The following is a 21,173-nucleotide window of genomic DNA, read 5'->3' as shown; positions in this document are numbered from 1 at the left end:
TCCCGGTGGACGACTACGGCGCTTGACAACGCCGCCGTCGAGGCTTCTCGGTCGTGGCTTTGAGCCATCGCCACTTCGCCTGTCGCAAACAAGTAAACGTTTACTGTAATTTATGTATTGTATTCTAATGTTTGATCCAGCGTCGGTCAGTCGCGGGTTTTTGGAGCAAGCAAATGAAAACGGGAAGATTGATCACGAGATCAATATCAAGCAAATTATTGTTCGTGACGGGTGCAGCTATCGCGGTCCTCCTCGGTGCGTCCGACTACGTGCTTGTCGAAAAGACGCGGTCCGAGACAAAGGCTAACGCCATCGCGAAGGCCGAGTCGGAGGCAAAAGCGATAGCTTTCGAGGTTAACTCGGAGCTGGGCGTTCTTTCTGCGAGCGCTAGGTCAGCCGCGAGCACAATATCGTCGATATATTCTGGCGGGACACTGCAGCGAGAAGCGCTGATCGCGATGTTGAAACCAGTAGCCGCGAATAATTCCCTCGCGCTCGAGAGCTGGTTTATGGAAGCACCTGGAGCTTTTGACGGCAAGGCGCAAGAGTATGCTGGCAATCTACAAAAGGGCTCGAACGCCAAGGGCACCTTTGCTACTGGGTGGCTGAAGGGTCAAGACGGCACTATTTCGCAGCTGGCGCTTGATGACTTCTATGGCGAGGAATCGTGGACCAAAGCTACATCGACGATGAAGCCATTGATGACGGCACCTTATATGGCTCTGGATTTGAAACTGCCACTTTCAACCATTTCATTTCCCATTGAAGCAAACGGAAAACTTCTGGGCATCACAGGAATCGATATTTCTCTCGATGCCTTGATGAAGCACGTTGGCAAAAAGCGGCCATTCGGTGAAGGCCGAGTGTTGTTGGTGGCTCAAAACAACAACTGGCTGGTCGCGCCGTCAGGAGCGGAGTCGCTAACACCATATTCCGGCGAGGGAACCGAGGAAGTCAGAGCGGCTCTTCGTACACTCGAACCAGCGGTAATGCAGCAGGTGGAAAACGCCAGCTACACGCGCATCCTTTATCCGTTCACGATCTCCGGTCTTGAGACCAATTGGGTGGTCATCGTGGATGTCCCAAACGCGATAGTGGCGTCTGCGGTTAACCAACAGACGTTGATACTGGCACTCGGTGGCTTGCTCGTTCTTTTTGCCGCTGTTGCAGTGCTCTATGCGGCTGCCAGAGCATTTGTAAAAACTCCTCTGACCACTTTGATGGCAGACATTCAGCGTCTCGAATCGGGCAAATACGACGAGGATATACGCGGTGTCGGTCGAGAGGACGAAATCGGTTCGGTTGCTAAAGCACTTGAACGTTTTCGCTTCGGGCTTGCCGATGGTCGCCGCCTCGAAACGGAAGCGAGCACCCACCGAGCGGCGGCGGAATACGAGCGGAAAAGATCGGAAGAGGACAGAGCAAGCTCCGTAGCTCTGCAACGTCGTATCGTTTCGGCAGTCGCCGACGGTCTGGCAGCGCTTTCCGCCGGCGACCTTTCCTACCGCATCAACGAGGATTTCCCGGGAGAGTACGGGAGACTGAAACTTGATTTCAACAGTGCGCTCCAAAGTTTAGATGAAACGATAGGAACTCTCTCTCAAAGCGCGTCCAAAATTGCTTCCGGTACAGCTGAAATAACCACCGGCGCTTCAGATCTTGCGAGACGTACTGAACAGCAGGCTGCAAGCTTGGAACAAACCGCCGCAGCGCTTGACGAACTCACCACGCAGGTCACATCGAGCGCGGGAAATGCCAAAAAGGCGGCCGAAAGCGTTAATCTGGCCTGCCAGGAAGCGGAGACGTCCGGCGGCGTCGTAAGTCGAGCGATCTCGTCTATGCACGGGATCGAACAGTCTTCAGTCGAAGTTTCGAGAATTATCGGTGTCATCGACGAGATCGCCTTCCAGACGAATCTGCTCGCTTTGAACGCCGGGGTCGAAGCTGCTCGTGCAGGCGAAGCCGGTAAAGGTTTCGCTGTGGTGGCACAAGAAGTACGGGAGCTGGCACAGAGATCGGCAATGGCGGCTAAGGAGATCAAGGAATTGATCGGGAAGTCCGCCGCCCAGGTAAAGTATGGGGTGGACCTAGTCGGCAAGGCAGGAAGCGCGCTAAAGGATATTTCCGACCAAGTGATGTCGATCAACACGCTAATCAATCAGATATCGACGTCGACCAACGAGCAAGCTCACGGCTTGAAGGAAATAAACCAGGCCATCAATCACATGGATCAGGTTACCCAACAGAATGCGGCAATGGTCGAGGAGACTACCGCGGCCAGTGGGGCACTCGACGAAGAAGCCCGAAGGCTAAACCAGCTCGCGAGCCGCTTCGATACCACCTCACACACTGCGAGCAATGTAGCGAGCCTTGTTAAAATTGCTGCCCGTATGCAAGCCTCGTCCAGATCACATGCTGAGGATCATCTTATTGCGAGAGGACATCACCCAAAGGGCGCCACCGCGGCCGCTGCTTCGGAAAGGCTTTGAATGCATTCGGCCGCCCTCAAACGGGTGGTCAAGGCCTCACTCTCGGGGCACACGCTAGCGGAGAGCTAATCATACGCGGGAACGAGGAGGCGATGCGGATCAAACTCCGCCTTCATTCTGCTGAACACATCGCCAGCCTGACCAGTAAGATCGTCGAAACGCGGCATATGAGCCCGCCCTCTGACCAAGGCTGTGTGTCCCCCCCCGGCGGCCGCGACTTCGCAACCAATAGTCAAACCGTCGAGGTTCGGAGCGGCCTGCAGCCAGACAAGTCCGCCCTGCCAGTCGTAAATCACCTCAACTTTAGCAATACGTTTCATAGCCAAGCAGAACTTGTGTCCGGCTGCCGAATTAACCTCTATTCGCCAAAGATGAGTGGATGGATCTCTGGCGAAAGCGCGGACGTTCCCGACTGCCTCCCACAATCGGTCGGATCCTTCACCTTCAAAAATATGTAAATCGCCATACGGCTTCAGATTATCTCTGAGCGCTAGCGAGCGCTGAGCCTTGATCTCTCCTGTTGCTCCCCGGATCCTTAGCAAGACCGCTCCGCGGTAACCCACCGCCGATGGTAGGACCTCCGAGGTTGCGGGCGGAACGAAAGCCGCGCCGTCGATCGCCAGGGGCAATCTCACAGCGTGAGCCATGATCTCCGCCGCGCGCTCATCATTAGCGCATACTACTGCAACGGTGCTGCTGAAGGCTTGACGCGGCGTCACCCTGAACGTTAGTTCTGTCACGAAGCCCAGCTCACCGCGCGAGCCTGCCATAGACTTTAGGCGGAAGTTTCGATCCATTTCGCTCATACGCGGACCGTCGAAGGTGATTATACGGCTCCTACCGTCCACAAAGCGCATTCCCACCAAATGGTCACGCGCAGATCCCGCTGTGAAGGCAGCAGGTCCGGAGCTATTACTAAGGAAAGTGCCGCCAATTGTCGGCTCACCACGAGTTCCCAAAAGAGGACGATGGTCCATAGGCTCGAAGGCGAGGCACTGCCCGTTTTTCGCCAGAACTTCGTTGATGTGCCGGAGCGGTGTGCCCGCCTTCGCAGTCATTATACCGTCGGCTGGGTCGTACTTAACAATTCCGGTCATCAGAGATGCCGATATCGTGTCGCACGCTGTGAAATCGTAATTCCCTCGGGTGCCGCCGCCGACAATTCGGATTGGGTCGCGCGCTGCAAGCCTCTCCTCGAGAATTTCCTGGGCTTCCGTTTCCGATGATGGAAAATACTTCATATCCAAGCCGCTCGTCAAAGAGATTGTATTAGAGCAGGCCACCGCAAACCAATCCGAACAACGTGTCTCTCCAGGTTGATTGGCGGTTTTCCAAGCTCTTCAGCTCGACTTGATAGTCGGGAAATCAACGAGAACATCCGTCGGTTGGCGCCGTTCGCTAAACGTTTGTCGGGGAACGGCTGTGCGTCGCCGTGACGTCCCTGGAAACCTACCACTCCACTACGAAGTGACTTCTATTCTGATTCCGCCAGGCATTTCGATCACGGCTTCGTAGAACCCATCGCCAGTGGTGCGTGGGGCAGAGATAAGCATCCCCTCCGCTTCACAACGAGCCGCCAACTCATCAACGTTTAATGCGCTGCCGAGAGAAATGGCGATATGATCCCAACCCCTTCTCTCTGCATAATCCACTTCTTCGACCCACGGTCCCGACATCAGCTCGATCCTGACGGGGTCGGAGGGCAACGCGACGAACCGAGAGGCAAATCCGGCCCGGCGCCTGCTCTCATACAGCTCACCTACGTCAGCGTCGAAATATTCCCGCATGAACGAAGCGGTACCCTCAAGATCGGTCGTCCAAAGCGCTACGTGAGCAATCGGCATCAGCTTTCCATTCTAGCCTTTCAGGCAATATTCCGGTGGAGCATAACCTAGCCACGCGCCCCGGTTATGTATGAGATGATCTCGTCGGTCGTTGTGTTGGCAGTCTGAAGTTCCGCGGAAATCCTCCCCCGCCGGAAGACATACACACGGTTGCTAAGCTCCATGACCTGCTTCATGTTGTGGCTTACGAGGAGTACGGCCACCCCACGCGATTGAAGGCCCCTGATAATGTCGTGGACATGAGCGGTTTCCTGCACACCAAGAGCGGCGGTCGGCTCATCCATGATGATTAGCTGCGAACCCCATCCGGCGGCACGGGCGATCGCAACACCCTGACGTTGGCCACCAGAGAGACCACCAACGAGATCGCGGACACCAGGAACATTGACCCCAATCTCGCTTAGCAGCTTTTGTGCCCGAGCCGTCATCTTCTTTCGGTTAAGTATGCTGAGGCCGCCGAACTTGAAGTAGAATTCCTCGCGGCCCAGGAACAGGTTCGACAAAACGTCCAGGTGCTCGGCAAGAGAAAGGTCCTGGTAGACCGTCTCGATCCCTGCTTCACGCGCGTCACTAGGACGATGGAAAGTAATCTCCCGCCCAGAGACGAGCACCTTCCCCTCTGAACTTGGCTGTGCGCCCGAAAGGATTTTGACGAACGTGGATTTCCCTGCGCCATTATCGCCTACGATCGCGACGACTTCTCCTGGTAATACCTTTAGGTTTGCGTCTGACAGAGCTGTGACCCCGCCGTAATGTTTCGCAATGCCAACGGCCTCGACTATCGGTACGACAGCGCTCGGGCTAGTGGTTTCTTCGTCCCGCTTCACGACAGACATATGCATTGTTATTCTCCTCCCACAAAACAGTGGGATGCCGCACCCTGAGACGCAGACATCCCCCAAGTTTAATAATCGGCCTGGATTTGTTCGACGTTGTCTTTGGTGATAAGCGTGTTGTCGATGATAATCTTTGGCTCGACCTTCTCACCGCGGATCGCCTTGTCAGCGGCCTGTACCGCCAGCTCGGAGAGTTTCGCCGGACTCTGCGAAACGGTCGCCGTCAGCGTTCCTTCCTTGATAGCACGACGCGCATCTTCGGGGTAGTCAACTGCAAAGAACTTTACCTCGTCGCGACCCTGCGACTTGGCATATTCAGCTGCGGCGACAAGTTCGGGGCCGTGAGCGAAAACGGCGTTGAGTTCACCCTTGGGGTATTTGGAAAACCAATCCTGGATCAGAGCAACGGTTTTATCCGGAGCCCAGTCGTTAGCCTGCTCTTCGACGATCTTGATCCCAGGTGCAGCGGCCAGCGCGTCGTGTTCTCCCTTGGCCCGGCCGAGTTGCGGCGCGGTTCCCAGGATCCCCGTCATGATTGCAACATTGCCTTTGCCGTTGAGTTCCTTGATTGCGTAATCGGCATGCAGCTTGCCGATATGCTCTTCGTTGGAGCCGACGAACGATGTCGCATTTGCATCAGGAGAGACAGCAAGAGAGTACGCGATAACGGGGATCTTCGCCTCTACCGCCTTGGAGATGCTGCCTACGAGACTGTCGGGATCGGCCGGCGCCACGATGATGGCGTTGTAGCCCTGAAGGACGAACTGGTCGATTGCCGAACTCATCTGCCCGATGTCATTGTGCCCATCGGTAATCGTGATGTCGTAACCGAGCTTCTTCGCGTTGTCTTCCATGGCCTTGACGGCGACGTTCATCCATGGGTCAACACCGACGTTGTAAACCATAACGCCGATTTTCTTTCCTTCGGCATTAGCCGGAGCCGTCAATGCTGTTGCCGCCAGGAAGGACAACGCCGCTGCTCCTAGAACGCGTCTTGTCATTTTCATCTCAGTTTCTCCCAGTTGAGGCGATTTTCTCGCCGGTTGTGAAGCCTTAGGATTTATGTCCCCGTCGCACCGCTTCGTAGCCTACGGCTAGCAGCACGCCCGTTCCCATAAAGGCGGGCTGCCAGAAAGCGGAGATGCTGTAGAGGGTCATCGCATTGTTCAAAATGGTGAGGGCAAAGATACCGATCACGGCAGACGTGATGCCGCCCAGACCGCCGGACAGGGGGGTGCCGCCGATAACGACCGCCGCGATCGAGAGGAGCGCCCAAGTCGTTCCCGCCTGAGGGCTGCCGATGCCCGCGATCGAGGTTAGAAGAAGACCAGCGATCGCAGCCGTGACACCGCCGATGGCGTACGTTGCGATGAGGACGCGGTCGACGTTCACGCCAGCGCGGCTTGTCCCGACCTTATTGCTGCCCACGGCATAGACGTGCTGGCCGTAACGGGTGAAGTGGAGCACAGCTGCCAGGACGACAACAACTGCAATGAAGACCATGCTTGGGAAGGTGAGGCCACCAATGTGGAAGAACCCAAGCTCTCGCCACTCGCGCGGCAGCGGGGCGATAGGACGAGCTTCGGTCAAGGCGTACATCGTCCCGAGAATGATGGCTTGAGTACCAAAGGTGGACACGAACGGATTCATACCCACTTTAGCTATAAGCCAGCCGTTTCCGATGCCGATGGCGAGGCCGAGGAGCATACCAGCAAGCAGCCCAGCGGGAACGCCAAATGCCAGTGAAACCGTTGCGGCAAGGCACCCGGCCGCAGCCGCGGTGGCTCCCACCGACAAGTCGAACCCGCCGGATATGATCATCAGCTGCATGCCGCAGGCGACAATTCCAACCATCGAAGCTTGCTGAACGATGTTAAGCAGGTTCGCGGGATTACGGAAGCTCGGATTAGCGACCGCCAACCCTATGATGCTGACGAGCAAGACTAGCAGCATCACGCGCTGGACGACTACAGCAGGGTGCTGCGGCGAAAAGAACCGACGGAGGGCTCCCGATTTGTCGGCTACCGGCCGAACTGTGGTGACAACTGTCATATCCACCTCCCCTGTTTTACTTTGAAGTGCACCCAGCCATGGATGCTGTTGGATTTGCACAGAATCGCCGAGATGCGACAATATGACAATTTCGCAACAGCTCGACTCGTGACGCAGACTGAAGCATGTTATGATTTTGCGTGATTTGTCAGAGGCTTAGGGCGTAATGACGAAGCTACTTCGCTGCTGGGGCACGCCGAATGAGACGCAGCAGATCCGAGCGCACCGCTGAGCACCCAGCCCTGCTGCTGGTCGGCTTCATCAGGCCCCGCGAGGAAGCCGGTCGTCTCACGGCCGAGATGAATGCGTGAAGCGCCAGACCGGCCGCCTGCGATATCCCGATCGTGCTGGCCGATCGAGGTGTCGGAGACTGAATTGGGAAACGCGGTGATGTCAGACGCGAGCCTTCATTATTTTCGTGGGAGGACCGGAGACGTGTTTCCATATTCCCTGCTCTGGGGATGCGACTTTAATCATACGCCGATCGGTCGGATCAACATCGCATCCATCAGTGAGTTGCGCTTGTTGGTGCATTGATCACAGCCGCCGACTTTACAAAGTCCCTTTGGCGCGCGCGAGCCGCTCTCTTTACGGCTTTGCCGCGCCAAAGGACCGACGGGTGAACCCGACCATTGTGACCCCGGCATTTGCAGACGATCCGAACCCTGCTTTCATAGTTGCAGATTGCAGTTTCCGGGCTGCCATGAATCGGTCCGGTGCCGCTCTATCCGCGCGGTGCGATTGGCGCACGCTTGCCGCGGCCCCATAGGATGAACGCCGACAGAGCAAGCAGGATGACATTGAGCGGCAGGACCGGCGCTTCCCCGCGGGAAAGATGAAAGATCATCGCGGAGATTTGCAGCAGAACGCATCCAAGCGCGGCAAGCACGGTCAAACGGGGTTGGATGCGGGTCAATGCCGGCAACAGCACGCCCACCCCGCCCGCAAAATCGATTATGCCCATCAGACGAAGAAACCACGCCGGAACTTCACCGGGCCATGCCCACATCGCCGCCAGCTGATCGATCGGCATGAAAAACTTCATGACACCGAACGCGGTGAAGGCGGCAAAGATCAACATCTGGGCTGTCCATAATCCGATTTGAAGCAGTTTCCCTGGACGGGATGCGGGCAAAATTGTCGTCGTGTTGGACATTCGAACCTCCTGAACAATAGCGACGCGCGGTCGCGACTATGCGAATAGATAAAGGTGGAGACTCATCGCGTGAACCGTTATATCTTCGCGAAAAGTTATCGATAGGATCGATGAGACATGCAGCCCCGTCCTACCTTGGATCAACTCGAGGTATTTCTGACCGTGGTAGAGAAAGGCAGTTTTTCAGCCGCCTCCCGCACGCTCAACCGAACGCAGTCGGTCATCAGCTATACGATCGCCAATCTCGAAGCGCAGTTGCAGGTAGTTCTCTTTAGCCGCTCCGGCACCAAGCGGCCGCAGCTAACGCAGGCCGGCCGATCAGTCCTCGAGGATGCACGCCGATTACTGGGGGATCTCGACCTAATGCGGGCTCGCGTGCGGGCCCTGAGCGACGGCCTGGAAGCAGAGCTCAATGTCGCGATGAGCGCCATCGTACCGTCTGATATCGTTGTCGACGTTTTGCATGCCTTCCGCAGTCACTATCCCTTGGTCTCCCTGAACGTGACGGTCGGCACGCTCGGGATAGTCATGGATGCGGTTATCAACGGCAAGGCCGTCGTCGGTTTCGGGGGCGCCATGACGACGCGAAATGACCAGATCGTTTTCGAACGGATCGGCCAGTCGATGATGGTTCCGGTCGCAGCACCGGACCACCCCTTGGCGTTGCTGCGCCGGCCACTGACTCTCGCCGATGTGCGAGACGAAACCCAGCTTGTGGTGTACGACGCCTCCGGACTGACGAAGGGCCGGGATTTTAACGTGTTCTCTTTGAGGACATGGCGGGTCAGCGACAATGCGACGAAGCATCTGTTTATCCGCGGCGGACTGGGCTGGGGCGGACTTCCGGCGGCCCTCGTCAGGGATGACCTCGCCGGCAACCGTCTCGTCCGTCTCCAGTTTCCTCCTTTCGACCAAGGTGCATATCCGATCCACGCGATCCGCAACGTCGCCAACCCGCCGGGGCCGGCGGCGAGATGGCTAACTTCAGAGCTTCAGGCAAGGCTTTCGAACGTCAGCGGAGATGGAGAGGAAGGCCTTTTATCCGGCTTCACCGAGGCCACGTAGAAGGGAACCTTGCAGCAACGCATGCCGCGGTGACTCTCACACCGGCGATCTCCACGTTCTCGCCATGCCGAGCGACGATCCGGGCTACAAGGACCGGACGGGTCAAGTTCATAAGCGACGGATCGAAGAGGCCGTCCATCATGCGATCCCGGAAGACACTGACTGGAGTGGCATCACTTTCGCCCAGGTTTCAACCAGCTGTAACGACCGGAGAACGGGCACGATCGACAAGGGCCAACGGTGAGGTCGATATTCAGGCACCGATGGCGCGTCAGGGATGCTGATCAGCATCCCGCCGAGACGTCCAGGCGTTGCCTGTTTCCCAAGCTAGGGTCAGACGGCCAGCCGCGGCATTAACCACGTAGTGCCAAACGTTCCCGCTGCCGATGGCCCTGGCCACCGAATGTCATCATGAAGTTGGAAACGGAAGCCAGCACCTGCGGGCGTTTGATTCAACACTGACCTCAGAAAGTAGGACGCCGCGCAGCCCCTCTTCGATCCCGGCAATAGGAGCTAGCGCAGCGTTTTTCCAATCGGCACCTGCTTCGATTGCTTGTGCGTAGTCGGTGTATAAAACAGCCAAGGCCTCGAGGTATGCCTCGGGATTGCCCGCAGGGAGGCTGACGCTTGCAAGGCCTTCAAGGGTCATGTCCTTCTGGCCTCGCCTGTAGATGAGATCGCTGTGAGCAAGTCTCGAGACGTGGAGGGTTTCGGGAGCCTCTTGCCGCCACTCCATAGTCCCCAGCGAGCCAACGATCTTGAAACGCAAACCATTGCGATGACCCGGCGATGCCAAGCTCGACCAAAGAAGCCCATCGACCTTGTCGCCGAACTCCAGTTGAAGCACATCGGTATCATCGAGTTCCCACCCTGCGATCCGGCTGGTCAACTTCGCCGACAAGGCAGTGCACCGGAGACCGGACACAAACTCGAGGATATTGAACGCGTGTGTTCCGATGTCACCCAACGCTCCCGTCGGGCCCGCCTTCGCTGGATCCCCGCGCCAAGCGCGACCGGCGCCGATATGCGCATTGGGATCCGCGAGCCATTCAAGTAGATATTCAACGTGCATGAACTTGATGTCGCCGAGTTCTCCACGAGAAATCCTGGCTCTTGCATCTCGTACCATTGGATATCCCGTATACGTGTAGGTCACGCCGAGGAAGACCCCGGTTTCCTCGGCGATGCGCTGAAGCTCGCGCGCTTCCCAAGATGAATTGACGAGCGGTTTGTCGCAGATCACCGGAATACCTGCCTCGAGGAACAGACGGCACGGCTTGAAGTGGAGGTGGTTGGGCGTCACCACGATAGCCGCGTCGATCCGATCGCTCCGAGCAGCTTCTTTCTCCGCCATCTCCTGGAAAGAGGCGTACACGCGGTCGGAAGATATATCCAACGCGTCTCCCGCCTCCCGGCAGCGCTCCGGATTCGAGGAGAAAGCTCCAGCCACGAGCTCGAAGCGGTTTGACAAGCGCATTGCCGCACGATGTATCGAGGCGAAGAAGGCGCCTGCCCCGCCGCCAACCATACCGGCCCTGAGCTTCTTTCTTTTTACAAGATCATCAAGAAGTCTTGTCATCTGTCTTCCTCCAAGCAGTAGAAATTGGTCAGGCTTCGCCTCCAAACGAACTCGCACTGACGTCGATTGTTTCAGTGGTCAACCGCCCGCCGGGGCAGGGTCAACTTCGCATGCTCTCGGATTTGAGACGCAGTCTGACGCAATCTGCGTGTTCCCCAGAGCTTTAGGAGTATGACGGAAGGCAACGGTGACAGAAACACATCCCAGAACTATTTCAGCAGACATTCGATATATGAAGCACTCTGACGCATACCCGCTTGAACCCGCTTCTCGGGGCGCAAACTCGGTGTTAGAAACGCAAAATAGAGTTGCCGCGTACGCAGTGCAATCAATCAAAAATTCGGAATGGCAATGGAATACGACGCAATAATCATCGGCAGCGGTGTCGGCGGCAGCATCACGGCGAGAAAGCTAGCAGAGGCGGGCGTTCGGGTTCTTGTTTTGGAACGGGGAGATTTCATTCCACGCGAGGCGGATAACTGGAGCGTCGACGCCGTTTTCTTCCAAAAGAAATACAAGGCCAGGGACACTTGGCTGGACAAGAACGGGCGGCCCTTTGATCCCGGCATGTATTATAACGTTGGGGGAGCCACCAAGTTCTACGGGGCGGCTCTTTTCAGATTGAGAGAGCGGGATTTCGAGGAGCTGCAACACCATGGCGGTCTGTCGCCAGCTTGGCCGCTCTCTTACAACGACTTCGAACCCTACTATGTAAAGGCCGAGGCCTTGTTCAGGGTCCACGGAGACGACAGCGCCGACAAGACAGCGCCCCGCAGAAGCGCCCCATACCCCTACCCGCCAGTGCCCTCTGAAAAGATCGTCGCCAGGTTAGCGGAAAAATTGTCCGAACAGGGCATCATAGCATCCGCAATGCCGAACGGCGTTAATTCCGGAGCCGCTGGCTCGTGCATTCTTTGCAATACTTGCGACGGCTTCCCCTGCAAGATCGGGCAGAAAAACGACGCTGAAACCTGTGGCATGAACCCTGCGTTGGCGACGGGGCGCGTCGACCTCAAGACTAACGCGCTAGCAAGGCGTCTGCTTCTTTCGGCGGATGGAAAGCGCATCGAAGCTGTCGAGGTCGAGCACCGCGGGGAGACTGTCCGTTACTCGGCTCCGCTCTTCATCGTGTCGTGCAACGCCGTAAACAGTTCCGCCCTACTACTTCGGTCAGCTAACAGCGCTGCGCCGAACGGTGTCGCGAACAGCTCTGGAGTAGTCGGCAGACACTACATGGTGCACAATCAGACGGCACTTATGGGATTGTCGCACAGGGTGAATCCCACGCGATTTCAAAAGACGCTGGCGATCAACGACTGGTACTTCGGCGACGACAAATTCGGATGGCCGATGGGACACATGCAGATGCTAGGTAAGCTACAAGGCGGCATGCTAACGGCTAACGTCAAATACCTGCCCGGATTTATCGGCAATGAAATGGCGCGTCACGGAATGGACTGGATCGCGCTTTCGGAGGATCTCCCCGATCCGAATAATCGCGTCACCTTGGACGGCGACACAATAAAGCTTTCGGTAACGTTAAATAATATGGAAGGCCATCTCCAGCTGGTAAAACGAATGAAGAAGGCCTTGCAGCGGTCAGGCTACCCCATAGTAGTGACGAAGTCGCTCGTAGCACACGCAACCGGCCACCAATGTGGTACAGTGCGGATGGGAAGCGATCCGGCAGCGTCGGCTCTGGATCAGTACTGTCGCTCTTGGGACCACAGCAATCTTTTTGTGATCGACGCTTCGTTCTTCCCGTCTTCAGCAGCCGTCAATCCCGCACTGACAATCGCGGCGCAAGCCATTCGAGCGTCGGAGCATATTCTGGCGACAGATCTAAAGGCGGGCTAGTCAACACTATTAAAATATTGCTGGACCTCAGTGGGAATCGATCGATCCCCCGTCTCCAGCGTCGTCACCCGTTCTAGGTTCTCCTTCTTGAGGAGGCCTGGGCCACGAAAGTGCATGGCGACTTTCGTCGAGTATGGGGGGCGCAGCATTGTCTCCGCGATACCGCTGGTGATCCCCATCAAGAAGCTCCTGGAACTGCGCTGAACTGGCGCGTAAATGCCAAACGTCATCTCGTTCTTCTGGACTGCTTCGAAGTCGAGCGAGAAAAGCCGCCCACCGAGAGGCACCGTAAAACCGTGATATTTAAAAACGTACTCAATTTTGTCTGAATTCTCCAAGCTCGGAAACCGTTCTATGTAATAGTGCTGGAGAAAATCGCGGTTTCGATAAATACAGTAAGCCGACCGCAGGATCTTGCCCTTGTAGATGCTGGAATATTGATAGCGGTCATATACCCCAACGTACTGGTCGCCCGACGCCTTCTCGTCGATCAGGAGCGTATCGAGGAACGGTATCATCCTCTTGGAGTTCCGGAGAGCGTCGATCGCGTAGAAGTAATTGCCTTCCATCAACGTCCTGAATTCTTCGGGATCCGCGAACATTATAGCTTTGCTCAGCCCGAAGAAGTTGGCGATTAGCCTTTGGTTCTGAACCGATGGAAGGTGAAGGCCCGACAGGTATTTATTGAACTGCTGCCGGTTGATTTTGATCTTGCGACAGATGTTGGAGACCGTGCCCTGCCGTTCACACAGGAAACGCAGATTTGATCCAAAATTGTGAGCCTGAGCAGGCTCATTTACGTCATTGCTCAAGATTGCACCTAATGCCTCATGCTCTATGCAACATGCGTCAGTTTGCGCCAAGTATCAAGTCCTTGCGAAATTGCCCGCGCCACGTCCTTGCACCAGTGTTTTGCGATCACGAGGCGCCAGGGCGGTTCTGCCGAAAACGGCGGGAAACTCGGATGAAGAGCAGGATTATGCGATGATCAGACATATTAAACGCCCGCTAGCCGAGGCGGCCAACTTCCACGACGAAGCCATAACGAAAACCGTCCAGGAACTGATCGCCGAGATCGAGTCCGGAGGCGATGAAGCTATCCGAAAGCTCGCGGTGCGATTCGACGGTCTTGATCGCGAGAACTATCGCCTAACCAAGGCGGAAATCGATGCCTGCGTGAACGGCATCTCGCGACAAGAGCGCGATGATATAGAGTTTGCCCAAGAACAGGTTCGCAACTTTGCAAGAGCACAGCTCAACACCATGACTGACTTGGAAGTCGAGACGCTTCCAGGCGTGATTCTGGGTCACAAGCAAGTGCCAGTTGACAGCGTCGGATGCTATGTCCCCGGCGGCAAGTATCCCCTTCTTGCCTCGGCCCATATGACCGTGCTGACCGCGAAGGTAGCCGGGTGCGACCGCGTCATCACCTGTGCGCCGCCGTTCAAGGGCACTCCCGCGCCGCTCATCGTTGCCGCGCAGCACCTCGCGGGTGCTGATGAGATCTACGCACTCGGCGGAGTGCAGGCTGTTGCCGCTATGGCGGTTGGTACGGAGACCATCCAGCCTGTTAGCATCCTCGCCGGTCCAGGCAATGCATACGTCGCCGAAGCCAAGCGCCTCCTCTTTGGTCGTGTCGGCATCGACCTCTTCGCAGGTCCGACCGAGGTATTGATAGTGGCCGACGACACCGTAGACGGTGAGCTTGTGGCGACCGACCTCCTTGGTCAAGCCGAGCACGGCACGAACTCGCCTGCGGTACTCATCACGAACTCCGAAAAGGTCGCCAACGATACGCTCGCAGAGATCGAGCGCCTGCTGAAGATCCTCCCCACGGCGAAGATCGCCGGAGAGGCTTGGCAGAACTACGGCGAGATCATCCTGTGCGAGACCCGTGAGGAGATGCTTTCCGAAGCCGATCGTGTGGCTTCCGAGCACGTCCAGGTGATGACGAGTGACGACCAGTGGTTCCTTGACAACCTCAAGAACTACGGCGCGCTCTTCCTCGGAGCGAGGACGACTGTCGCCTATGGCGACAAGGTAATCGGCACGAACCATACGCTGCCCACGATGCGTGCGGCGCGTTATACTGGTGGACTATGGGTAGGGAAATTCCTCAAAACCTGCACCTATCAGAGGATACTGACCGACGAAGCTTCCGCATTAGTCGGAGAATACGCTTCCCGCCTGTGCATGATGGAGGGATTTGTAGGTCATGCCGAGCAAGCGAATGTTCGCGTTCGTCGCTACGGCAAGCGAAATGTAGAATATGCAACCGCCGTTGAGCCCGGCCTAGCAGAGAAAGCACTGGAGGTAACGAAATGAAAATCGATAAGAAAGTCGAAGGGGATCAAATCGCCCAGGAAATGACCGGGGGACAGATCATCGTTGATCACCTCATCCGGGAAGGCGTTACCCATGTGTTCGGTATTCCGGGTCACGGCGATACCGCCCTTATGGATGCGTTCGTTGATCGCACAGATGAGATCAACCTTCTTCCGGCTATGCACGAGCAGAACGCTTCGCATATGGCCGACGGTTACTACCGCTCCTCGGGCAAGGTCGCCGCGGTCGTCACTTCAATTGGACCGGGTGCCACAAACACCCTCACTGGCATCGCGACGGCTTATGCCGACTCCCTCCCCCAGCTGATTATCACCGGCGGCGTCCATACGTATATGATGGGCCGCGGTGTCCTGCAGGAAATCGACCGTCCCCACTCCGACAATTTCCCGCGCATGGCAGAGCCGGTTGTAAAGCGCTGGTTTAACCCAAGCCATGTCGAGCAGATTCCGAACATGATGGAGCAGGCATTCAATTCGATGCTTGAAGGCCGCATGGGTCCGGTTCTCGTGAACGTTCCACAGGACGTCCAGGCCGAATCCGGCAAGGTTGTAATCAAGGACGGAAAGAAGCGCCGCACTGCCGCTAAGGCATACGGTGATCCGGCATACATCTCTGAAGCGGTGAGCCTCCTGCTCTCGGCTGAGCGTCCGGTTATTCTCGCTGGCGGCGGCGTGATCACGTCCGAAGCAACCGACCTCCTCAAGGAAATCGCCGAGTTCCTCGGATCTCCGGTTACGACATCCTTCATGGGCAAGGGTTCGTTCCCTGAGGATCATGAGCTGTTTGCATGTGCTTGCGGTGACCTTGGATCGATCCCGGGAAATGCGATGACACGTTCTGCCGATGTGATCCTCGCGATCGGGTGCCGTTTCTCGGACCGCATCACGTCGTCCTACCAACCCGGCGTAACGTTCGACATTCCTAAGACGAAGCTTATCCAGGTCGATCTCGATGGCTTCGAAATCGGCAAGAACTATCCGGTGGAAGTAGGTATTATCGGCGACGCAAAGGCGGTCCTGACGGAAATCCTCGCGGCCCTCAAGCAGAAGGGCAAGCCGCGCGCGTACAAGGAGACCGCACAGTTCAAGGAGCTACTCGAACGCAAGGTAGAGTGGGAAGAGTTCCTCCGCCCGCTTCGCACCGCCAACGTCCAGCCGATGACTGCGTCGCAGGTCCTTGTCGAGGCCCGCAAGGCCCTTCCAAGAAACACGATCGTGGTGACCGACAGCTCGAACCCGCAGAACCAAGTGTTCAACGAGTTTCCGGTCTACGGCCCGCGGCAGCACATCACGCCCGGCGGCATGTCCGGCATCGGCTTTGCCTTGCCAGCGGCCATCGGCGCGAAGCTCGGGAAACCGGAGGTGCCGGTGTGCGCGATCTTCGGTGACGGCGCTTTCCTTCAGACCGGTACAGAACTCGCCACCGCCGCAATGCTGGGTACGGCAGCGATCTTCCTCGTTATCAACAACGGCGGTTGGGGCGCGATCCGCAACCTGCAGCTCAACATGTTCGGTGAAGATCGCGAGATCATCACGCACTTCAAGACGCCAGACGGCGAACCTTGGATGGCCGATGCGGCAGGCGTTGCAAAGTCTCTCGGATGTGAGGCAGAACGGGTCACCGATCCGGCCGAAATCGGTCCGGCAATCAAACGAGCACTCGCATCTGGCAAGCCGTACTTGATCGATGCGATCTGCGCGATCGAACGCCCGTACTCGAACATGCACGTCACTGGCTGGTGGGACATAACCGTGCCTGCGTACCTCGGCGACCTCCGCGCCAAATACGTGAAGGGCCGCGGCTTCTAATCAGGCCGCATCTCACGAGGCGTGGTCTGAGCGACCTCTCTCCAAACATGTGAAGGGCGTCCGCGTATCCGGCGGGCGTCCGTTTTCTATCGTCTGCAGTGTCGCCGCCAAGGTCCTCATCGAGGACGAGGTCTGCTTTCGGCATGCCGGTGAGATCGCGCTGCCTACCTCACGCCAGGGCCTCACTTTTGCGCATGCGGCGTTGGATTGGAACCTTTTCAGGACCTAACTGTGTCTGTTCTTGCTACACTCACCTCGACTGAAGACCAGCAATCTCTGGCTTCGACCCTCGACAAGATTGCTGCCGCAGGTTTCGATGGTGTCGAAGGACAGGCCGAATCCTTTGTCAATCCATCCATGCTCACGAATGAACTCAGAAGGTCGGGTTTGCACATGCCGCAAGCGCACTTCGAGATGTCTGAGGTCCAATCGAATCCAGGCTCGCTCAAAGAGATCTGTGCGACCCTTGGCATTCATACGATCATCGTTTCGCGGCCACGTGATGAGGAAAGACCGACAACCATTCAGGGTTGGCGAAAGCTTGCCTATCGTCTGAACAAGATCGAGGCCGACGTAAGGCGACTTGGCCTGAGGATCGCGTGGAGGAATCAAAGCGGCGAAACAACGGCTTGGGCTTACGGCCCGACGCCGATGGAAATTTTACTTAGCCATGCGACCGGGGTGGACTGGCAGATCGACCTGGGAGAGATCCTACGAAGTGGCCATGATCCCGAACAATGGCTGTGCGCTCACCGCGGAAGAATAGTTTCGGCTCATATAAGTGACTTCGATCAAGGCACGGGGAAGTTGGAAGTGCTGGGCTGGGGCAATACCGATCTGTCCAAGATGTTCAGGTACATCAACAAGATGCCGCGGTTGTCGACCCGGGTCGCAGCCGCTGATAGTGCGCTTTCACTGGCGCGTTGGAAAATCGGCTACGATCGCGTTGCCTCCCTGCGACACGGCTTCATGTTCGAAGGCGTCACTCATTTTGCACTCAAAGTCGTTGACCTCCAGGCACAGCTGGACTTCTACAGCGGCATAATGGGTTTCAAGGAAATGTTCCGGCTGCACAACGACAACGGAAGCGTTTTTCTTGTCTACATGAGGATTAACGACAGACAGTATCTCGAACTCTTTCCAGGCGCTCTGGGCTTAGAAACTCCGTCTCCCGATGCCAGAGGTTGGCAGCATCTTTGCCTGGACGTGGCAGACCTCGACCAGACAGTGGAAAGTCTTCGTTGCCGAGGAGCTACCATGTGCCTCTGGCGGGAGGATCTCTCAGGTATCTTCGAAGTCCAAGGAGCTGCAATCACGCGTGGACGCGACGGCAACCGACAGTCCTGGGTCAGAGACCCCGAAGGGAACCGGATCGAACTCATGGAACTCTCCTTGCGTGGGCATCAGTACGCTGCAATCGCCCGTCTGAGCGTGGGAGATCACGAGGTGTGAAAATATCATTAGTTCGCGCGGCCAAGAAGAATTCCTTGGAGATGCCGTCACAGAAGGATGGATATAATGGAGGAGAAGCTATGCTGATAGGAACAGATCCGGATGAACTCTCGGGACTACTGTCGACGCCTAATTCGCCCATCAAGGTCGAGCCGCTCGATCGCAGCCCCGTTGCATTCCGCTGCAACTTTCTATCAGCTGGGCCAATATCCATAGCCGATTGCGCTTATGATGGATCGCTTCTCGTTCAGCGGGAGGCGCCCGGCGACAAGATGATCATTTTTCTGCCGCGGCAAGGCGATCTAGTCTTCGACTTCCCTCGGAATCCCATACATTCTGCACCTGGGCAGGGTACCATTCTGGAAGGGGACCCCAGCAACGGTGGCCGCATATCCGGCATGCGGCGTCACCTGAGTTTGCTCATCGATAAGGCGAAAATTGCCGGTCACCTTAGCCATATGCTTGGTCGGAGCATCACGGGAAGGATCGACATCCGTCCCCATTTCGATTTGACGTCGGATCTGGGGCGTTCCGTAGTGGATCTGAGCGGTCAGCTGTATCGCGGTCTTCGCGAGGGCGCCTCGTTACGCCAATCGCCGTTGGCACTGGCCTCTCTTTGTGACGCGGTGACCTACCTCATCCTCGAAAATTGTCAGCATCGCTATTCAAACGAGCTAGCGCAATCTGCTCCTGCCCCGGCTCCACGTCAGATAAGGTGGGCTATCGAGTACATGCAGGAGCATATTGCCGAGCCAATATCGCTTATCGATATTGCGAACGCGGCCAAGGTCAGCGTCCGAACCCTGCAACAGGGGTTCCGCCATTTTAGAAACACTAGCCCAATGGCCTATCTGCAGGAAATGCGGATGGCCGCGGTTCATCATGATCTGCTCGACGGTCCGACCGAACGAAGAGTTGCAGAAATCGCTACAAACTGGGGTTTTCGGCATCTGGGTCGTTTTGCAGCCGAATACAGAAAGCGCTTCGGTTGCCCGCCGTCACATACGTTGAGGCGCTAGCAGTCTAGCCCAAACGCCTATGCCCCGCCGCGACTGGCTTTCGGAGACCTCATGGCCGCTGATGCAATTCCCTAAGGGAACTTTCAATGGCAGAACCGTGAATTTTTCACGTGGCGCGTCTAGAAATGATGGGTCAATTACCACCGCGCTACCTATTTTTCTCAGCGATCTCGTGATCTGAATGGGAGCGACGAATGCTGCGAACAATCATCCAAACGCCTGTTAAGGCTACTGGCACGGCAGACGCGGTCATTGTTTCCGCCTCGATGTGGAAGACCTCATGTGTTGCCTTCGCGACATAGCCGAAGAGGCCGACTACGTAATAGGAAATCGCCGCTACGGAGAGACCCTCCACGGTTTGTTGCAAGCGAAGTTGTAGTCGCGCTCGCTGGTCCATCGAATTGAGAAGGGTTGTGTTCAGCCGTTCGAGTTCGACCTCAATCCAACTGCGAAGAAGTCCTGTCGCGCGCGCCAGCTTTCGCGACAACTCCGCTTGGCGGCTCTCCACCGATCTGCACGTCCTCATGGCCGGGGCAAGCCTGCGCTCTAGAAACGAGCCAAATGTTTCGTATCCCGAAATCGGCGCCTCGCCCAACACCTTGATTCGTTCTTGGACAATGTCGTAATAGGCGCGGCTTGCGCCGAAGCGATAGAGGCAGGAAGCGGCACTTGCCTCCAATTCTGCGGCGAGGTGCGTCATCTCCACAAGGAGTTCATCGGCCTCGTCTCTGGCATGGCTGTTCATGCGTTGTGTGATTGCTGTGAAACGGTCCTCGATCTTTGCAATTGCCGGAGAAGCCGCAAGTGCGACAGGTAAACCGAGCATGGCGAAGGTGCGATATGTCTCGATGTCAAGGAGACGCTGAACCAGAGCCCCTCGGCCCGCGCTCGTGAGACAATGATCAATCACGAGAATCCGGGTGAGCCCATCTTCATCCTGACGAAAATCAGTCAGGATCGTCGCCTGGTTCGCCTTGACCTGGCTGTAGCACAAACTCTGAGGATCGAAGTAGGTAAGCGCTTCCTCGATGGGCAGGTCCCCTGCCCGTAACTCTAGCCGAATTCCGGAAATGAAGACTCCCGGCATGGCCCCCTCGTCAAACGGCAGATACGATATATGTCCCCCAAAGGTTTCCGTCGTCAGCGTATCCCAGAAGTAAGTGGAAAATTCAGTATGCCTCTCCCACCGTAAAGAGCCTTTGCCATTTGTTGCAGCATAGTGGTTTGCATCGGGTCCGGGTGCGGTTTCGTCGAAGGAATGACTAACGGAGGCGATGCACGCGCGATCCACCGCATCACCTTTGTCTCTTCGGAATGCGAGCTGAATAATGACTCGTGGGGTTTCGACCAGCAGATACGGCCTAGCGTGGATCTCGTTGAGCGCCCGAGCGCGCTCAGGCGATGTAAGGAGTCGAAATCCGTCCATTTTTCCTCCACCATATATTTCCACTGACATAGCAACTTTCATGCTCTGACGAAAGCCGATGTCACGACAAGCCGCGATTACACGCACGAGCAAATCCCACTGCGAGCTTGCTTGGTGCTGAGCTCACCAATTGAAATAGAAGCAGCCTGTGGCGGCGACAGGATTGCGGAGAAGCAAGGTGGGGCGCATCGATCGTATCAGGTCGCGACACGGCTCCAGTCCTTGATACTGACGAACATATTTT

Annotated in this window: 16 protein-coding genes; 7 read left to right on the top strand and 9 right to left on the bottom strand. The window is 56.6% G+C overall.

Annotated features, from left to right (window positions below):
- The first annotated feature begins 173 nt into the window (after nt 1-173).
- Nucleotides 174-2,489, top strand: coding sequence for a methyl-accepting chemotaxis protein (locus FHT71_RS13020; protein WP_183719962.1), 2,316 nt, complete (start codon nt 174-176; stop codon nt 2,487-2,489).
- Between the two features lie 65 nt (nt 2,490-2,554).
- On the opposite strand, the gene FHT71_RS13015 is transcribed toward FHT71_RS13020, so the two are convergent.
- From FHT71_RS13015 to FHT71_RS12990, 6 genes are all read right to left on the bottom strand, one after another.
- Entirely contained in the window at nt 2,555-3,730 is a 1,176-nt protein-coding gene (locus FHT71_RS13015) for an FAD-binding protein (RefSeq protein ID WP_183719960.1), read from the bottom strand.
- Nucleotides 3,731-3,949: 219 nt separating this feature from the next.
- Nucleotides 3,950-4,333: a VOC family protein gene (locus tag FHT71_RS13010; protein ID WP_183719957.1), complete on the bottom strand. Its 384-nt coding sequence runs from the start codon at nt 4,331-4,333 to the stop codon at nt 3,950-3,952.
- 47 nt (nt 4,334-4,380) lie between these two features.
- The gene (locus tag FHT71_RS13005; RefSeq protein WP_246717992.1) at nt 4,381-5,175 is read right to left on the bottom strand and encodes an ATP-binding cassette domain-containing protein; all 795 of its coding nucleotides are present in this window, start codon (nt 5,173-5,175) and stop codon (nt 4,381-4,383) included.
- Nucleotides 5,176-5,237: 62 nt separating this feature from the next.
- A complete protein-coding gene (locus FHT71_RS13000; RefSeq protein WP_183719954.1) occupies nt 5,238-6,176 on the bottom strand; it encodes a sugar ABC transporter substrate-binding protein in 939 nt (312 codons plus the stop codon).
- 46 nt (nt 6,177-6,222) lie between these two features.
- Nucleotides 6,223-7,221, bottom strand: coding sequence for an ABC transporter permease (locus tag FHT71_RS12995; protein WP_183719951.1), 999 nt, complete (start codon nt 7,219-7,221; stop codon nt 6,223-6,225).
- 724 nt (nt 7,222-7,945) lie between these two features.
- Nucleotides 7,946-8,377, bottom strand: coding sequence for a DoxX family protein (locus FHT71_RS12990; protein WP_183719948.1), 432 nt, complete (start codon nt 8,375-8,377; stop codon nt 7,946-7,948).
- A 117-nt stretch (nt 8,378-8,494) separates the two neighbouring features.
- On the opposite strand from FHT71_RS12990, the gene FHT71_RS12985 reads away from it, so the two are divergent.
- On the top strand, nt 8,495-9,442 hold the full coding sequence (locus FHT71_RS12985; RefSeq protein ID WP_183719945.1) for a LysR family transcriptional regulator: 948 nt from the start codon (nt 8,495-8,497) through the stop codon (nt 9,440-9,442).
- Between the two features lie 409 nt (nt 9,443-9,851).
- Here the strand turns inward: FHT71_RS12985 and FHT71_RS12980 are convergent, their stop codons facing one another.
- The gene (locus FHT71_RS12980) at nt 9,852-11,021 is read right to left on the bottom strand and encodes a Gfo/Idh/MocA family oxidoreductase (RefSeq protein WP_183719943.1); all 1,170 of its coding nucleotides are present in this window, start codon (nt 11,019-11,021) and stop codon (nt 9,852-9,854) included.
- A 351-nt stretch (nt 11,022-11,372) separates the two neighbouring features.
- Here FHT71_RS12980 and FHT71_RS12975 point away from each other — a divergent pair, with 351 nt between their 5' ends.
- A complete protein-coding gene (locus tag FHT71_RS12975; RefSeq protein ID WP_246717991.1) occupies nt 11,373-12,878 on the top strand; it encodes a GMC family oxidoreductase in 1,506 nt (501 codons plus the stop codon).
- Here the strand turns inward: FHT71_RS12975 and FHT71_RS12970 are convergent.
- Nucleotides 12,875-13,690, bottom strand: coding sequence for a helix-turn-helix transcriptional regulator (locus FHT71_RS12970; protein ID WP_183719937.1), 816 nt, complete (start codon nt 13,688-13,690; stop codon nt 12,875-12,877). The genes FHT71_RS12975 and FHT71_RS12970 overlap by 4 nt on opposite strands.
- Before the next feature lie 172 nt (nt 13,691-13,862).
- On the opposite strand from FHT71_RS12970, the gene hisD reads away from it, so the two are divergent.
- The 4 genes from hisD (at nt 13,863) to FHT71_RS12950 (ending at nt 19,503) form a co-directional block, all read left to right on the top strand.
- The gene (gene hisD / locus FHT71_RS12965; RefSeq protein ID WP_183720349.1) at nt 13,863-15,203 is read left to right on the top strand and encodes a histidinol dehydrogenase; all 1,341 of its coding nucleotides are present in this window, start codon (nt 13,863-13,865) and stop codon (nt 15,201-15,203) included.
- On the top strand, nt 15,200-17,032 hold the full coding sequence (locus tag FHT71_RS12960) for a thiamine pyrophosphate-binding protein (protein WP_210294159.1): 1,833 nt from the start codon (nt 15,200-15,202) through the stop codon (nt 17,030-17,032). The genes hisD and FHT71_RS12960 overlap by 4 nt, the downstream gene beginning before the upstream one ends.
- Before the next feature lie 231 nt (nt 17,033-17,263).
- Nucleotides 17,264-18,484: a VOC family protein gene (locus tag FHT71_RS32335; protein WP_348649302.1), complete on the top strand. Its 1,221-nt coding sequence runs from the start codon at nt 17,264-17,266 to the stop codon at nt 18,482-18,484.
- A gap of 80 nt (nt 18,485-18,564) precedes the next feature.
- On the top strand, nt 18,565-19,503 hold the full coding sequence (locus FHT71_RS12950) for an AraC family transcriptional regulator (RefSeq protein WP_183719934.1): 939 nt from the start codon (nt 18,565-18,567) through the stop codon (nt 19,501-19,503).
- A 148-nt stretch (nt 19,504-19,651) separates the two neighbouring features.
- On the opposite strand, the gene FHT71_RS12945 is transcribed toward FHT71_RS12950, so the two are convergent.
- A complete protein-coding gene (locus FHT71_RS12945; RefSeq protein ID WP_183720341.1) occupies nt 19,652-20,929 on the bottom strand; it encodes a DUF3422 family protein in 1,278 nt (425 codons plus the stop codon).
- Nucleotides 20,930-21,173: the final 244 nt, after the last annotated feature.

The organism is Rhizobium sp. BK060, assembly GCF_014193145.1.
Lineage (GTDB): Bacteria > Pseudomonadota > Alphaproteobacteria > Rhizobiales > Rhizobiaceae > Rhizobium.
The sequence above is the reverse complement of the archived record's forward strand: the minus strand, read 5'-3'. Positions and strand labels throughout refer to the sequence as shown.